The 14505-nt window shown below is 66.9% G+C and carries 20 protein-coding genes; 10 read left to right on the top strand and 10 right to left on the bottom strand.

What is annotated here, in order from left to right; all coding sequences use genetic code 11:
* Nucleotides 1-162: 162 nt before the first annotated feature.
* Nucleotides 163-1143, bottom strand: coding sequence for an aldo/keto reductase (locus C722_RS0116510; protein WP_017641569.1), 981 nt, complete (start codon nt 1141-1143; stop codon nt 163-165).
* 119 nt (nt 1144-1262) lie between these two features.
* On the opposite strand from C722_RS0116510, the gene C722_RS0116505 reads away from it, so the two are divergent.
* Together C722_RS0116505 and C722_RS26755 are read left to right on the top strand one after the other, a co-directional pair.
* Nucleotides 1263-1691, top strand: a complete 429-nt coding sequence (locus tag C722_RS0116505) for an OsmC family protein (RefSeq protein WP_017641568.1) — start codon at nt 1263-1265, stop codon at nt 1689-1691.
* A 116-nt stretch (nt 1692-1807) separates the two neighbouring features.
* The gene (locus C722_RS26755; RefSeq protein ID WP_017641567.1) at nt 1808-1936 is read left to right on the top strand and encodes a hypothetical protein; all 129 of its coding nucleotides are present in this window, start codon (nt 1808-1810) and stop codon (nt 1934-1936) included.
* Here the strand turns inward: C722_RS26755 and C722_RS0116495 are convergent.
* From C722_RS0116495 to C722_RS0116485, 3 genes are all read right to left on the bottom strand, one after another.
* Complete coding sequence (locus C722_RS0116495; RefSeq protein WP_017641566.1) at nt 1933-2205, bottom strand: hypothetical protein; 273 nt, start codon at nt 2203-2205, stop codon at nt 1933-1935. The genes C722_RS26755 and C722_RS0116495 overlap by 4 nt on opposite strands.
* A 164-nt stretch (nt 2206-2369) precedes the next feature.
* Nucleotides 2370-2603, bottom strand: coding sequence for a hypothetical protein (locus tag C722_RS0116490; protein WP_017641565.1), 234 nt, complete (start codon nt 2601-2603; stop codon nt 2370-2372).
* 65 nt (nt 2604-2668) lie between these two features.
* Nucleotides 2669-3085: a MarR family winged helix-turn-helix transcriptional regulator gene (locus C722_RS0116485; protein WP_017641564.1), complete on the bottom strand. Its 417-nt coding sequence runs from the start codon at nt 3083-3085 to the stop codon at nt 2669-2671.
* A gap of 54 nt (nt 3086-3139) precedes the next feature.
* On the opposite strand from C722_RS0116485, the gene C722_RS0116480 reads away from it, so the two are divergent.
* Together C722_RS0116480 and C722_RS0116475 are read left to right on the top strand one after the other, a co-directional pair.
* Nucleotides 3140-3934: a siderophore-interacting protein gene (locus C722_RS0116480; RefSeq protein WP_081594598.1), complete on the top strand. Its 795-nt coding sequence runs from the start codon at nt 3140-3142 to the stop codon at nt 3932-3934.
* Nucleotides 3931-5277: an MFS transporter gene (locus C722_RS0116475; protein ID WP_017641562.1), complete on the top strand. Its 1347-nt coding sequence runs from the start codon at nt 3931-3933 to the stop codon at nt 5275-5277. Before C722_RS0116480 ends, C722_RS0116475 begins: the two co-directional genes overlap by 4 nt.
* Here the strand turns inward: C722_RS0116475 and C722_RS0116470 are convergent.
* Entirely contained in the window at nt 5274-6395 is a 1122-nt protein-coding gene (locus tag C722_RS0116470) for an aminopeptidase (RefSeq protein ID WP_157225839.1), read from the bottom strand. The genes C722_RS0116475 and C722_RS0116470 overlap by 4 nt on opposite strands.
* On the opposite strand from C722_RS0116470, the gene C722_RS0116465 reads away from it, so the two are divergent.
* Both C722_RS0116465 and C722_RS0116460 read left to right on the top strand, forming a co-directional pair.
* Nucleotides 6394-6816: a hypothetical protein gene (locus C722_RS0116465; protein WP_017641560.1), complete on the top strand. Its 423-nt coding sequence runs from the start codon at nt 6394-6396 to the stop codon at nt 6814-6816. The two genes, C722_RS0116470 and C722_RS0116465, sit on opposite strands and share 2 nt — an antisense overlap.
* Before the next feature lie 34 nt (nt 6817-6850).
* The gene (locus C722_RS0116460) at nt 6851-7285 is read left to right on the top strand and encodes a hypothetical protein (protein ID WP_017641559.1); all 435 of its coding nucleotides are present in this window, start codon (nt 6851-6853) and stop codon (nt 7283-7285) included.
* Nucleotides 7286-7327: 42 nt separating this feature from the next.
* Here C722_RS0116460 and C722_RS26460 read toward each other — a convergent pair whose 3' ends face one another.
* Nucleotides 7328-7504, bottom strand: coding sequence for a hypothetical protein (locus tag C722_RS26460; RefSeq protein ID WP_017641558.1), 177 nt, complete (start codon nt 7502-7504; stop codon nt 7328-7330).
* A 103-nt stretch (nt 7505-7607) separates the two neighbouring features.
* Nucleotides 7608-7838: a DUF1161 domain-containing protein gene (locus C722_RS0116450; RefSeq protein WP_017641557.1), complete on the bottom strand. Its 231-nt coding sequence runs from the start codon at nt 7836-7838 to the stop codon at nt 7608-7610.
* A gap of 147 nt (nt 7839-7985) precedes the next feature.
* On the opposite strand from C722_RS0116450, the gene C722_RS0116445 reads away from it, so the two are divergent.
* Nucleotides 7986-8654, top strand: coding sequence for a hypothetical protein (locus C722_RS0116445; protein WP_017641556.1), 669 nt, complete (start codon nt 7986-7988; stop codon nt 8652-8654).
* Here C722_RS0116445 and C722_RS0116440 read toward each other — a convergent pair.
* A complete protein-coding gene (locus C722_RS0116440) occupies nt 8636-9865 on the bottom strand; it encodes a nucleoside recognition domain-containing protein (RefSeq protein ID WP_017641555.1) in 1230 nt (409 codons plus the stop codon). The genes C722_RS0116445 and C722_RS0116440 overlap by 19 nt on opposite strands.
* Nucleotides 9866-9992: 127 nt before the next feature.
* Between C722_RS0116440 and C722_RS0116435 the strand changes: the two genes are divergently transcribed.
* From C722_RS0116435 to ubiA, 3 genes are all read left to right on the top strand, one after another.
* The gene (locus C722_RS0116435) at nt 9993-10562 is read left to right on the top strand and encodes a DUF2780 domain-containing protein (RefSeq protein ID WP_017641554.1); all 570 of its coding nucleotides are present in this window, start codon (nt 9993-9995) and stop codon (nt 10560-10562) included.
* The gene (locus C722_RS0116430; protein WP_017641553.1) at nt 10546-11103 is read left to right on the top strand and encodes a chorismate lyase; all 558 of its coding nucleotides are present in this window, start codon (nt 10546-10548) and stop codon (nt 11101-11103) included. The genes C722_RS0116435 and C722_RS0116430 overlap by 17 nt, the downstream gene beginning before the upstream one ends.
* 75 nt (nt 11104-11178) lie before the next feature.
* Entirely contained in the window at nt 11179-12126 is a 948-nt protein-coding gene (ubiA, locus tag C722_RS0116425) for a 4-hydroxybenzoate octaprenyltransferase (protein ID WP_017641552.1), read from the top strand.
* On the opposite strand, the gene C722_RS0116420 is transcribed toward ubiA, so the two are convergent.
* Nucleotides 12111-13100, bottom strand: a complete 990-nt coding sequence (locus tag C722_RS0116420) for a DMT family transporter (protein ID WP_017641551.1) — start codon at nt 13098-13100, stop codon at nt 12111-12113. The two genes, ubiA and C722_RS0116420, sit on opposite strands and share 16 nt — an antisense overlap.
* Before the next feature lie 244 nt (nt 13101-13344).
* Entirely contained in the window at nt 13345-14298 is a 954-nt protein-coding gene (locus tag C722_RS0116415) for a LysR family transcriptional regulator (RefSeq protein ID WP_017641550.1), read from the bottom strand.
* Nucleotides 14299-14505 lie beyond the last annotated feature (207 nt).

Here is a 14505-nt window from a genome sequence, read left to right as displayed (position 1 = left end):
AGCCTGAAGCGTCTTTTATTGCTAGCGCTAGCCCGGCCTCAGCCTTGGGGCGCCAAGGGGAAGGATCCTTGGGGCCCCGGGCATGGAACCTCAGCCGGCACTCCATCCCGCTCTTCCCCCTCTCCCTCTGGGACAGGGCTAGGGTGAGGGCAAGGCCCCGTCTCAGCTGAACCCTACCACCGGATGCGGCACATAGGGCGCTTCCAGGGCGGCGATCTCTTCGTCGCTCAGGTGCAGCTCCAGCGCCGCCACCGCGTCTTCCAGATGCTGCGGCTTGGAGGCGCCGACGATGGGCGCGTCGATGCCCGGCTTCTGCAGCAGCCAGGCCAGCGCCACCTGAGCGCGCGGTACGCCGCGGACTTCGGCGATGCGGGCTACGGCGGCGACGATCTGCTGATCGGATTCCTCGCTGGCGGTATAGAGGGTCTTGCCGAAGGCATCGCTTTCGGTACGCGCCGTGCTGGCGTCCCAGTCGCGGGTCAGGCGACCACGGGCCAGCGGGCTCCAGGGGATCACGCCAATACCGGCATCGCGGCACAGCGGCAGCATCTCCCGCTCCTCTTCGCGGTTGAGCAGGTTGAGGTGGTTCTGCATGGTGGCGAATCTGGTCCAGCCATGGCGCTCGGCGGTGTGCAGCGCCTTGGCGAATTGCCAGGCGTACATGCTGCTGGCGCCGATGTGCAGCGCCTTGCCGGCCTTGACCACGTCGTGTAGGGCCTCCAGGGTCTCCTCGATGGGCGTGTGATAGTCCCAGCGATGGATCTGGTAGAGATCGACATGGTCGGTGCCCAGGCGCTGCAGACTGGCGTCGATGGCGGCGAAGATGGCCTTGCGCGACAGGCCGCCGACATTGGGTCTGTCACGCAACGGGAAGTACACCTTGGTCGCCAGCACGATCTCCTCGCGCACGGCGTTGGCCTTGAGGAAGCGGCCGACGATCTCTTCGCTGGTGCCGTCGGAGTAGCTGTTGGCGGTGTCGAAGAAGTTGATGCCCAGATCCAGGGCCTTCTTCAGCAGCGGCTGGCTCTGATCTTCCGGCAGGGTCCAGGGATGATTGCCGCGCTCGGGCACGCCATAGGTCATGCAGCCGAGGCAAAGGGGCGAAATCTTCAGACCGGTGCGGCCGAGAGTGCGATAGTTCATGAGGGCCTCCAGGGATGGTCGAAAGAGGTTGACCACGCAGTTCCCGGATCGACTGCAACGAACTTACCGGCTGCCGCCTGGTTCTAGATGGATTCCTAACCTACAACCGGAGACGCTCCATGAAGAAATATGCTTCCGCGGTCTGGCAAGGCGGTCTGAAGGATGGCAAGGGCCATATCTCCACCGAGAGCGGTGCGCTCAAGGACAATGCCTACGGCTTCAACACCCGTTTCGAAGGCACGCCGGGCACCAATCCCGAAGAATTGATCGGCGCAGCCCATGCCGGCTGCTTCTCCATGGCCTTCTCCATGCTGCTGGGCCAGAACGGCCTGACTCCCGAGCGGATCGAGACAAAGGCCGACGTGACCCTGGACAAGGTCGGTGATGGCTTCGAGATCACCACCATCGATCTGACCATGAAGGCCAAGATCCCCGGTGCCACCCAGGAACAGTTCACCACCATCGCCAACCAGGCGAAGGAAGGCTGCCCGGTGTCCAAGGTGCTCAAGGGCGCCAAGATCAACCTGAACGCCACGCTCGAAGGCTAAGGGTCTGAGGCGTCTGCCGATGCCGCTCCGGCATCGGCAACACCCTGTTCCAGAGCCTGTTCGCCGAGCTGTCCGCAAGTCGCTAGACTGCTCCGACCCCGCTTTCGGAGAGTACGATGAACGACTCCATCTTCATGACCCTCTTTTCCATCCTCGCCGTGTTGCTATTGGGCGGCGGCATCTACGGTTGCGTGATCCTCAACCGCCAACGCAAGGACATCGAGAAGAACGACAGCGAAGGCTAGGCCGGTCGCCGACCTGCCAGGTAACGCACGCCCGTGGGGCCGAAGACCTCGGAATGCGTCTCCTGGGCGGCGAGCTGAAAGATGTCACCGACGCCGTAGTGGCGTTCGCCAGCGGCGCTGCGGATACGCAGCTCACCTTGGATTACCAACGCCCTGGCTTCGAAGGGGTGGGCATGAGGGTCCAGCCTGCCCAGGGCATCGCGCTCGACCAGTACCGGTGGCTGGAAACCCTCGCGGGCAAGTTGCTCGATAAAGGTGGCCTGGTCCATGGATGCTCCTGACGCCAAGAAGGGATGATCAGCGCCCAGGCTAGGCGCCTCACCTCTTCGCAGCCAGTGCAAAGGCACTATGAGGAGCCTTGGCTATGGCTATGGCCAGCTTCGAGGCAAGGACGCCATGGATACCTCGGCCAGCCGAGGTTCCACGTGGAGCATCAGCGCTCCAGCTTGCGCTCGACCTCGGCGTTCTTGCGCTTGAGCGCCTCGGCTTCCTGTTCCTTGGTCTTGATATCGGTGGGCGTGAGGACCTTGTCGATGCCATCGGTCGGCGTCGATTCCGGCTGCTCCATGTCTTTCTTCACCACATCCACGGGGTGTCCCGCTTCATCGAGCGCGGGTTCGTTGGGTGGGGTCTTGCCCAGGTGGGCATCGGAACGCTGGTCACTCATGGCAGGCTCTCCTAGATAGGGTCCTTCTTTCGAGCGCAACGACCGCCACGGAGTTCGCCCGCCGCTCAACTACAAATACGGACGCGCTCCAGATAGGCCAGCAGTTGCGCCTGCTCGGTCGCATCCAGGGGCGCGAAGACCGCTTCCAGCGCCTGGGTCCGGGGCGCCTGGGCCTGATCCAGGGCCTGGCGCCCCTGCTCTGTCAGGTGCACCAGCAGAGCGCGGCGATCCTGGGGATGGGGCTCGCGGCGGACCAGGCCGTCACGCTCCAGGGCGTCGAAGGCATCGGTCAGGGTGCGTGGCGCATGGCGCAGTTGTTCGGCGACCTCGCCCGGGCGGCAGGGTCCCAGGCGTTCCAGCACCTTGAGCACCTTGTAGCGGGCAAAGGAAAGTCCAGAGGCCTTGAGGGTCTCATCCAGTTGTTGGCGCATCTGCCGTTTCAGATCCATCAGGGCTTCGGCAATGGCGGCGGCGGTTGACATGACAACTACTTACCTCGAATATAGTGAGGAACCTCAATGAATGGTACCTCCGCAATGGCGACATCTTTTCACAGCCGCGAGGGCGATGCCAGTGCCCCTCACCTGTTCCAGCGCGTGCGCTTCGACCTCAAGCGCCGCTGGGCGACCGTCGTTCGCCGCGAAGCGCTCGGTGGTGACCTCCTGCGCCTGACCTTTGGCGGCAGCGACCTGGCCGACTTCCAGAGCGCGGCCTTCGACGAGCACGTGAAGCTGTTCGTCCCCGCCGACACCACCCCGATCCGCGCCGCTAGCCCCGAGCAGCTGGTCGGTCGGCACTACACGCCGCGCCACTACGACGCCGCGCGCGGCGAGTTGGCCATCGACTTCTATCTGCATGAAGCCGGGGTGCTGACCACCTGGGCACGCCAGGCGCAGCCCGGTGCCGAGCTGATCATCGGTGGCCCCAAGGGCGCCCTGGTGCCACCTGAGGACTTCGACTGGTACCTGCTGGCCGGTGACGAGACCGCCCTGCCCGCCATCGCCCGCCGCCTGGAGCAGCTGGCCGCCGGCGTCCGGGTCCAGGTCGTCGCCGAAGTGGCTCGTCCAGGCTTGGAGATCGCCCTGTCGACGGCCGCCGCCGCCGAGATCCGCTGGGTCTATCGCGAAACCGAGGCCGATGCCTTGGTGCAGGCCCTGGAGCAGCTGGAGTTGCCCGCGGGCGAAGGCTATGCCTGGATCGCCGGTGAGGCGACCCAGGCCCGCGCCGCGCGGCAGGCGCTGCTGGCCAAGGGTCTGCCGCGGGACTGGGTCAAGGCCGCCGGCTACTGGAAGCTCGGCGAGAGCGACCAGCATGTGAAGGTCGAGGATTGACTACCAGCGCCCCCCTCGCCGATGGCCTGCCGCGACCCCGACGCTACCGGGCGGTCGCCGCCCTGCTGCTGGCCATCAGCATGACGGTGCTGGACAGCGGCATCGCCAACCTGGCGTTGCCCAGCATCGCCGAGGCCCTGGAGGTCTCGGCCGCTGCGGCGGTGTGGATCGTCAGCGCCTATCAGCTGAGTCTGGTCGCCCTGCTGTTTCCGCTGGCCGCGGTGGCCGAGCGCCACGGCCTGCGTCCGGTATTCGCCGTCGGGGTCGGCATCTTCGGCCTGGCTTCCCTGGGCTGTGCCCTGGCGCCGGATCTGGCCAGCCTGGTGGCTGCCCGAGCGCTGCAGGGGGTCGGCGCCGCCGCCATCATGTGCGTCAGCGCCGGCATCGTGCGGCTGTCCTATCCGCACGCGCGCCTGGGTCGCGGCATCGCCATCAACGCCCTGTGCGTAGCCCTGGGTTCGGCGGCCGCGCCCAGCCTGGGCGCGGCCATCCTGGCGCTGGGCGGCTGGCCCTGGCTGTTCGCGATCAACGTACCCCTGGCCATCCTGGTCGGCCTACTAGTGCGCAACCTGCCCGACAGCCCCCACGCGCAACGCCGTCTCGATCCCGTCAGCGTGCTGCTCAACGCCCTGCTGTTCTGCGCCGGCATCGGCGGTCTGGAGCGGCTCGGCGGCGCGCCGCTGCAGGGGGTGGCCCTGTTGTTGCTGGCCGCGGCCAGTCTGGTGCTGCTGGTGCGTCGCGAGCGCGGCCTGCCGGCGCCCCTGCTTCCAGTGGACCTGCTGGGGCTGCCGGCCATGCGCCATTCGGTGCTGGCCTCGGTCTGCTCCTTTGCCGCGCAGATGCTCTGCTTTCTCGCCCTGCCCTTCTATCTGCAGCACCAGCTCGGACTGGTGCCCTTGCAAGTGGCCCTGTTGATGCTGGCTTGGCCGCTCACCGTGGCCGTCTCGGCGCAAGTGGCCGGGCGGCTGGCCGACCGCCATCCGCCGCAGCGGCTGTGCATGCTCGGGGGGCTGGGGATCGCTCTAGGGCTGGCGGCGGCCGCGGTAATGCCGCTGGAACACTCCACCACGCTGCTGGTTCCCTGCCTGATCGTCGGGGGTGTTGGCTTCGGCTTCTTCCAGGTGCCCAACAACAGGATCATGCTGACCGCTGCCCCGCTCGGTCGCAACGGTGCCACCGGCGGCGTCCAGGCCACCGCCCGGCAGACTGGCATGGCCCTGGGCGCCGCGGCCCTGGCGCTGCTGCTGCATCTGGATGGCGGCCTGGCGCCGCGGCTGGGACTGGCCCTGGCGGCAGCGCTGGGTCTGGTCACCGCCTGGTCCAACTGGCGGGCACCGCGCTAGGGCTGCGATGTTGCCTGGTCGAGCAGTGCCCTGAGCGCCTGCTCGCGTTCGGCCGCCGGGCGTTCGCCCAGCAGCCGGACCCGGTGGAAGAACGCCGGCCAGTTGCCCGGGTGCTGCCGATAGAGGGCGGCAAAGGCCGGCACCCACTGTTCGTACAGGCCATAGGGCACCAGCCGCGCGTTGTTGAGTGGCTGGCTCATCCAGCCATCGAAGCGACGCTCCTCACGCCAAGCCGGGGTGGCGCGCAGGCGCTGATAGTCAGCACGCAATTGGGCGAAACGCCGAGCCTTGGCCGCGCGCATGGCCACCGACACCAGCGGCTGGGCATAGAGCCTGGCTAGGTCGTCGCGGGTGGTCAGCAGCAGGGCGCGAAATTGCTGGTAGCGGGCCTCGCGCCCAGCGTCCGGCGGCGGCAGGCCACGACTGGCGCGCCATTGTCGCAGACCTTCGCCCTCGACGAAGGTGGCGTAGGATTCGTTGAAGGCAGTATCGCCGGGCAGATAGAAGCGCTGGTGGGCCAGCTCGTGGAAGATCGTGGCCGCCACCTGGTCGTCGTCCCAGCGCAGCATGCTGCTGAGCAGCGGATCGCTGAACCAGCCCAGGGTCGAATAGGCCGGCACGCCGCCGACGTAGGTGTCCTGACCCTGCGCCTGCAGCCGCTGCGCCTCAGCTCGGGCCTTGGCTTCCCGGTAGTAGCCGCGATAGGCTACGCAACCGGCGATGGGAAAGCAGTGGGTGGTGGGTCGGGTGGAGAATTCGGCGGTGGCGAAGACATTCCACAGCACGAAGGGTCGCTTGAGTTCGACGAAACTGCGATAGCTGGCGTTGTCCGGCAGAGCCAATTCGGCACTGGCGAAGCGTCGAGCCGCTGCGGCGGCAGCGAGGCGTTCGCGCAGGGCGACGGGCCGCGCGGGATCGGCAACGACCGTCGCAATGGGCTCGCGATCACGGATCAGCGCCCACTGGCCCTGTACCATCTGAGCGTAGTACCCGACCGAGGTACAACCGCTCAGTCCGATCAAGAGGGACAGCAGCGCCAGCCAACGGCTCGCGCGTTGCGCAGGCAGGGTGCCTGACTGGGTGGCGCACCCTTCCCTGCCCGGAGTTGTAGCCGTCATGCGTAGACTGTGCCTGCTGTTGCCTGTGCTGTTCCTGGGGGGCTGTTCCCTGTGGCCGTTGCCCAAGCCCGATCCGGCGCAGGCCTGGATCGATCTGGACAGCGACGGCAAGGCCAAGCTGGAAGCCCTGCGCGCCGATCGCAAGGATCTCGAAGACAAACGCTACTTCCAGGTCTGGCCAGGAAACCACGATCTGCAGGTACGCTACCAGTTCGAGGTGAAGCCCACCAACATCGGCGCCCAGGTGGCCGATCCGCTGGCGCGCACCTGCCTGGTGACCCTCAACTACAAGGCCTTCGCCGCGGGCGAGCGCTATCGCCTGGAAGCCGGCCAGACCGGTTGGCGACCCTGGGCGCGCCTCTATGACGAGCGCAACCAGGAAGTGGCGCGCAGCACTGCCAGTCGTTGCGGCGACGTGTAGACTCGGCTGATCTCCCTGTCGCGAGTCGACGTCCATGCGTCTGCGCCTGCTGCTTCCTCTGCTGCTGCTGCTCGGCGGCTGCACCACGCCGCTGCCCCCGGCCGATCCCCAGCAGGCGTGGGTCGATCTGGAGCTGCGCGAACCCGCGGTAGGCGCCTCGCTGCTGGCCGAGTCCCAGGATGGCAGACGTCTCGACGACGGCCGCTATTTCCAGCTCGCCCCTGGCAGCCACAGCCTCAAGGTGAGCTATCGCTACGAACTCTATGGCGGCAGTGGCTTCGGACCACGTTTCGGCTGGAACGAACCTCTGCAGATCCAATGCTATCTGGAACTGGACTACGGGAATTTCCAGGCCGGCCGGCGCTATCGACTGGCGGCCGAACACACCTTCGGCCAGGGCGAGATCACCCTCTACGACGGCCAGCGCGAACTGGTGAGCTCCCAGCGGGGCATCTGCTCGCCCTTCTGACCCCCGTCGCCAGGGAGGGCGAGCGGGTCAGCCCAGGACCCGCTAGGCGGGTACGCTGACCCAATCATCCTGATCGCGATCCTGGCTGCGACGCGCGACCGGGCGACCCTTCTGCTCGCGCAGCTGGCGACTCATGCGCAGGAAATCCTCGCGTTCCATCCAGCGCGGCGCGGGCTGGGCAAGGGACAGAGCTTGGCGAATCCGGGCGAACGGCGACATGGCATTACCCTCTTGGCTAAATACTGTATGCGCAAACAGTACTAAGCCAAGCGCAACTGTACAAGCATCCAGCGGATGAACGGTTCGTCCTCCGGGCCGAGGATCAGTCGTTGCGCTGATAGAGGATCTTGTGGGTACCGTTGGCGCAGCTGCCCACCACCATGTTGGGATCGCGTACCTCGGCGTTGGGAACCGCTTCGAGGGTATAGGCGGTCACCCCGGCCGACTGGATCTTGACCTCGATCTCGGCCTTGAGCTGGTCGCAGGAGAGGGGTTCGGCCAGCGCAGCCGTGCTCAACAGGGCGGTACAGCAGAGTAGCGATAGACGCAGCATGGCGATTTTCCTTGGCGTGATGACCTCTCAGGCTTGGACGCCCGAGCTGTGGCGATGTTCTCAGCGCGATCCTTTGGCCAGCGAAGCGGTGGAACCTGGAACCCGAACGGTCTTTCCGATGGTCATTCCTTGCCGTGAAGTGCCCCCATGTTCCAGTGGTTGAAAGACAACTCTCAAGTCCTCACGCTCTTCGCCCAGTGCTGCACCCTGGGCGTCTGGGTGCTCTATGCCCAGCTCTTGCTCAACAACTACAAGCGCCAGCGCCAGCCGCGCCTGATCATCAACCGCGGCGCCGGCAAGGGCGTGGGCGCCCTTTGCCTGCTGTCGAACATGAGCGCCGAGCCGGTGTTCATCAACCAGCTCACGGTGATCCTCAAGACCAACCGCGAGACGCTCTACACCGATGTCACCGATATCCGCGAGAGCGGCCAGGATGACTTCGATCCCGATCTGGTGCTGGGCGAGGCGACCCACCAGGGACCGCTCAACACCGGCGACTTCACCCACATCGGCACCTTCCAGGGCCTGATCCGCCGCGCCGCCGAGCACAACGGCCTGACCCTGGACAACCACCGGCCGCCCGAGGGCTGGGTGTTCGAGGGCCTGGAGATCCGCGCGGTGGCCTTCTATGGCTCGGATCACGATCCCATCGGGGTGCGCCGGCGCTTTCGCCTGGGCCAGCACGACGGCAACTATTGTGCGCTGATCGCCGAGGACTGGCAGACCCAGCAGCTGACCTCGCGCCGTCAGCGGCGCATGGTGCAAAACGACTGGATGGTCGACATGGAACCCAAGGCTCAGCCAAAGAACCAGTAGCAGATCAGGATCGATGCCGTGACCCCGGTGAATTCCGCCAGCAGGGCGCAGCCCACCGCATGGCGGGCGCGCTGGATGCCCACCGCACCGAAGTACACCGCCAGCACATAGAAGGTGGTCTCGGTACTGCCCTGGATGGTGGCCGCTACCAGCGCCGGAAAGCTGTCCACGCCATGGGTCTGCATGGTCTCGATCAGCAGGGCGCGGGCGGCGCTGCCGGAGAAGGGTTTGACCAGCGCGGTGGGCAGGGCCTCGACGAAGCGGGTGTCCCAGCCGAGAAAGGTCACTGCATGGCGGATGCCTTCGAGAATGGCCTCCAGGGCGCCGGAGGCGCGCAGCACCCCCACCGCGCAGAGCATGGCCACCAGGTAGGGCAAGAGCGACTTGGCGACGTCGAAACCTTCCTTGGCGCCTTCGACGAAGGCTTCGTAGACCGGCACCTTGCGCAGGGCGCCCAGGATCATGAACGCCAGGATGATGCCGAACAGGGTCAGGTTGCCGAGCAGCGATGACAGTCCGGCCAGCGCCGTGGCGGTCAGGGTGAAGAGAAAGGCGACGAAGACGCCAAAGGCCAGGGCGCCCCCGCCGATCCAGGCCAGCACCACCGGATCCCAGAGTTTCAGCCGCTGCATGAAGGCCACCGAGAACAGCCCCACCAGGTTGGCGCAGGTGTGGGCCAGCAGGATCGGCAAGAACACCAGGGTCGGGTCCGGCGCGCCCTGCTGGGCCCGGTACATGAACACCGTCACCGGCAGCAGCGTCAGCGAGGAGGCGTTGAGCACCAGGAAGAGGATCTGCGCATTGCTCGCGGTGGTGCTGCTGGGGTTGAGCTCCTGCAGCGCGCGCATGGCCTTGAGGCCGATGGGGGTGGCGGCGTTGTCCAGGCCCAGCCCGTTGGCGGCGAAGTTGAGGGTGATCAGCCCCAGTGCCGGATGACCGCGCGGCACCTCTGGCATCAGCCGGGCGAACAGCGGGCCGAGCAACCGCGCCAGGGCGTCCACCAGTCCGGCTTTCTCGGCGATGCGCAGGATGCCGAGCCAGAGGGTCAGGGTGCCGAACAGCAGCACCATGACCTCCACCGACAGCTTGGCCATGGCGAACAGGCTCTCCACCATGGCGGCGAAGACCCCGGCGTTGCCAGCCACCAGCCACTGGCCGAAGGCGCTGATCCCGGCGACGATGAAGAAGCTCAGCCACAACCCGTTGAGCATCGGTGTTCTCCCGGCAAAACGGCGATGATAACCGTAGCGTCCGCTCCCTGCAGGGACGTCGTTCAGGCGGTGGTCATCGCTGTCGGGTTATTCTCTGACCTTTCACGCAAGCTGCTGGAGTCCGCCCATGCGTCTGTCCGTTCTAGCCCTGCCGCTGGTGCTCGCCGCCAGCCCGGTCTTCGCCTTCAACCTCAACGACGCCGTCAACGCCTACAACAGCGCCAATGGCAACAACAACGCCAAGGCCACCGCCGCGGCGGCCGCCACGCCCCAGGCCCAGGGCCTGCTGCAGGCGCTGACCACCCAGCTCAATGTCACCCCGCAGCAGGCGGTGGGCGGCACCGGCGCCCTGCTCGGCCTGGCCAAGAATCAGCTGGTGGGCAACGACTATCGCCAACTGGCCAAGGCCGTGCCGGGACTGGACCAGCTGGCCGGCGCCAACGCCACCGGCGGCCTGGCGCAACTGGGTGGGCTGGGCAGTCTGCTCGGCGGGGGTGGCCAGGACGCCAAGCAGAGTCCGCTGGGCAGCCTGCTGGGCAATGTCGACAGCCGCCAGGACGTCGACAAGACCTTCAACGCCCTGGGCATGAACAGTGGCATGACCAGCCAGTTCGCCCAGGTGATCCTCGGCTATCTCGGCAAGCAAGGCACACAGCCCTCCCTGCTGAGCACCCTGGGCAATGTCTGGGGCCTGTGACGGCGCCCCGCGCTGGCTGACCCACGTGGCGGCCAGCCAGGCACCGGATTACCGGGAGGCACCGCTCGGCTGGCTCTATGCAGACCGCGGTTCGCTCACCGAACGGCTGACCGCCCTCAGTGGCGGGCGCTTCGCCGTCGAGGTGATCGCCCAGGGCTGGCAGCCCCTGCGCCTGGACGAGAGCCAGGCGCTTGAGGTCCCGGCGGCCAGCCCCGGCTGGGTGCGCGAGGTCTGGCTGCGCGGTGGCGGCGAGGCCTGGGTCTTCGCCCGCAGCGTGGCGGCGCGCACGGCCCTGGAAGCGGCGGATTTCGATCTGGCGGCGCTGGGCGAGCGGCCCCTCGGCCACTGGCTGTTCCAGGCGCCGGCCTTCGTTCGCGGGCCGCTGGAGGCCTGTCGCTATCCGCTGACCTGGCTGCCCGCAGGGGCGGCAGCAACGCCCTGCTGGGCCCGGCGCTCGGTGTTCCGGCGCGGCCCCCTGGCGATCCTGGTGGGCGAGGTCTTCCTGCCGGCCTTCTGGCCCCACGCCGGGCGCGAAGGCTAGCCGAATCATCAGCGTGGCAGCGTTGGCGCCACGGGGCCCCTATAATCGTCGGGCCCTTCGCCACGCAGTCGTCCGATGAAAAAGCACGCCTCCCGCCCCCGTGATCGCCGTCCTGCCGCCACCCGCGGCCCCGAGCCCAGTGCCCGGGTCATCGCCACGCGCCCCCGTCGCGAGCGCATCTGGGACTTCGTCCAGCTGACCCGACTGGACCGGCCCATCGGCATCTATCTGCTGCTCTGGCCCACGCTCTGGGCGCTGTGGATCGCCGCCGAGGGCGTGCCGAGCCTGAAGAATCTGCTGATCTTCGTGCTCGGCGTGGTGCTGATGCGATCGGCCGGCTGCGTGATCAACGACTTCGCCGACCGCAACTTCGACGGCCACGTCGCCCGCACCAAGAATCGCCCCCTGGCCACCGGACGTATCTCGCCCAAAGAGGCCCTGCTGTTCTTCGCCGTGCTGGTGCTGCTCAGCTTCGGCCTGGTGCTCTGCACCAACGCCACCACCGTCTGGCTATCCTTCGGCGCCCTCGGCGTGGCGGCGCTCTATCCCTTCATGAAGAGATACACCTACTACCCCCAGGCGGTGCTGGGCGCGGCCTTCTCCTGGGGCATGCCCATGGCCTTCACCGCCGAGACTGGCGAGCTGCCGGCGGCGGCCTGGCTGCTGTTCGTCGCCAACGTGATCTGGACGGTGGGCTACGACACCTACTACGCCATGGCCGACCGCGAGGACGATCTCAAGATCGGCGTGAAGTCCACCGCCATCCTGTTCGGCGATGCCGACCGGGTGATCATCGCCACCCTCCAAGGCCTCACCCTGCTCTGCCTGGCGCTGGCCGGCGGTCGCTTCGGCCTGGGCCTGCCCTTCTACCTGGGCCTGGTGGTGGCGGCGGGCTGCTTCGCCTGGGAATTCCACGTCACCCGCAATCGTGATCCCCTGGTGTGCTTCAAGGCCTTCCTGCACAACCACTGGGCGGGTCTGGCGATCCTCGTCGGGATCATCGCCGACTACGGGCTGCGCTGAGCCGAGGTGCCCGCGGCGGCATCGGCCACCACCTCCGGCAGCGCCTCGGGCTGCGCTGCCGGCACCGCCCGGGCCTGCTTGGCCTTGGACGCCTTGCGGCTCTGCTGCCAGGCCACCGCCAGGCCGCTGGCACAGATGATGAGGATGCCGATCAGCGCGCCGCTGTCCGGTACATGGCCGAAGACGAAATAGCCGATGATGCCGGCGGTGACGATCTGGCCATAGCTGAAGGGCGCCAGCAACGCCGGCGGCGCGTAGCGGAAGGCCTGGGTCAGCAGCAGATGACCGGACATGCCGAAGAAGCCGAGCAGGGCCAGCATGAAGCCGTGGCCCAGGGTGGGTATCTCCCAGAAGAAGGGCACCACGCTGCTCAGCACCAGGGTGTTGATGATGCCGGTGAGGAAGTTGCTGGTGGTGGGGCTGTCGATGCCGCTGAGCAGGCGCGTCAACAGCTGGTAGAGGCCAAAGCACACCGCCGAGCAGACCGGCAAGAGCACCGCCGGAGTGAACAGCTGGCCGCCCGGCCTGACGATGATCAGCACCCCGATGAAGCCGGCCAGCACCGCCGCCCACTGGCTGCGGGTCACGGTCTCCTTGAGCAGCGGCACCGACAGCGCCGTCACCATCAGCGGGGCGAGAAAGTTGACGGCGGTGGCCTCGGCCATGGGCAGGTAGCGCAGCCCGGTGGTGAAGAACAGGCTGCAGCCGATCAGGCACAGCGCCCTGAGCACCTGCAGCCCGGGCCGCTTGGTGCGGATCACCGCCAGCCCCGAGCGCGGGATGAAGATGCCCATCATCAGCAGGGTGTGGGAGAGGTAGCGGGCCCAGACAACCATGACCACCGGATAGAAGCCGGACAGGTACTTGGAGAGGGCGTCGTGGGAGGCGAACAGCCAGACCGCGAGACAGATCAGGGCGATGCCCTTGAGCGGCTGGTCGGCGAATCTCAGAGTGGGTCCTGCTGGGGCGCTCATTGGACTCCCGTGGTACTGACGGCGGTCCCTGACCGCCTGCGTGATCCGGCCGTCCTGCACGGCGGTCCGTCGGCATGGCCACCGACTTCGGGACATGGACCTCGACGCGAGTGGAGCGTGCCGTCGAGCAGCCGTCCTGTCGCCCTCAGGACCGCGATACCGGGCGATATTTCAATAGCTTACTAACTATGACCCGGCACGCAGCCGGGTCTTTCCCGAGCTTAGTCCAAGCGCCCCGTCGAGCTCAATGCGATTGTCCGACGACTTCGCTGACAGCGCGCACGAAGGCCTCGTCCGCCTCCAGCGCACCGGGGATCTGTTCGCGCAGATAGGCCACCCAGGTGCGGATCTTGGCATCCAGGTACTGCCGCGAGGCATAGAGGGCATAGGCGTTGAGCCGCTGCAGGCGATAGGCCGGCAGCACCCGCACCAGGCTACCATCGCGCAGGCCGTCCACTGCCGAATAGAGCGGCAGCACACCAATGCCCAGGCCCTGGCGCAGGGCCTCGGTCATGGCGTCGCCGACATTGACCTGGAAGGGGGTCTCGCCGATGCGATAGGTTTCCGGGCCGTTGGGACCCTCGAAGTGCCAGCGGTCGAAGGACACCACCGGGCTGATGAATCTCAGGCAGGCGTGGTTGGCCAGCTCCGCCGGCGTCTGCGGCTGGCCGTGTTCCTGCAGATAGGCGGGCGAAGCACAGAGGATGCTGTAGGTGTGGCCGATCTGCTGGGAGACGAAGCCGGAATCGGGCAACTCGGCCGCCACCACGATGGCCAGGTCGAAGCCCTCCTCCAGCAGATCGGGGATACGGTTGGCCATGGTCAGGTCGAAGCGCACCTCGGGATGCAGGGCGCGATAGCCGGCGATGGCGCGGATCACATAGTGCTGGCCGATGCCGGTCATGCTGTGCACCCGCAGCCGTCCCTCGGGCCGGGCCTGGGCATGACCGGCCTCGGCTTCGGCTTCCTCGACATAGGCGAGGATCTGCTCGCAACGCGCCAGGTAGCGCTGGCCGGCCTCGGTCAGGGCGATGCGTCTCGTGGTGCGGTGCAACAGGCGGGTACGCAGATGGGTTTCCAGATGGGCCACCGCCCGGGAGACATGGGCGGTGGTGGTCTGCAACGTCTGGGCCGCGCCGGTAAAGCTGCCGCTTTCCACCACGGCGACGAAAACGCGCATGTTGTGCAGGGTGTCCATGCCGCCTCGACAGTCTGACGAAAGCGCCATTTTCCACATTATTTCAGTATGTGAAACAAAGATTCGCCGGTTGGCGCGCTAATCGACCCTCCTGGAATTTTATAGAATCGTTAGCAGCCTAATGGTAACCCCAGCGGCCTCCTCGTCCGCTGGCGTCCTCTTCAGTTCCAGCTCATCCCGCCGACCCGCCGCGCTTCTCTGACGCGA

The organism is Pseudomonas sp. 313, from assembly GCF_000316965.1.
Lineage (GTDB): Bacteria > Pseudomonadota > Gammaproteobacteria > Pseudomonadales > Pseudomonadaceae > Chryseomonas > Chryseomonas benzopyrenica.
The sequence above is the reverse complement of the archived record's forward strand: the minus strand, read 5'-3'. Positions and strand labels throughout refer to the sequence as shown.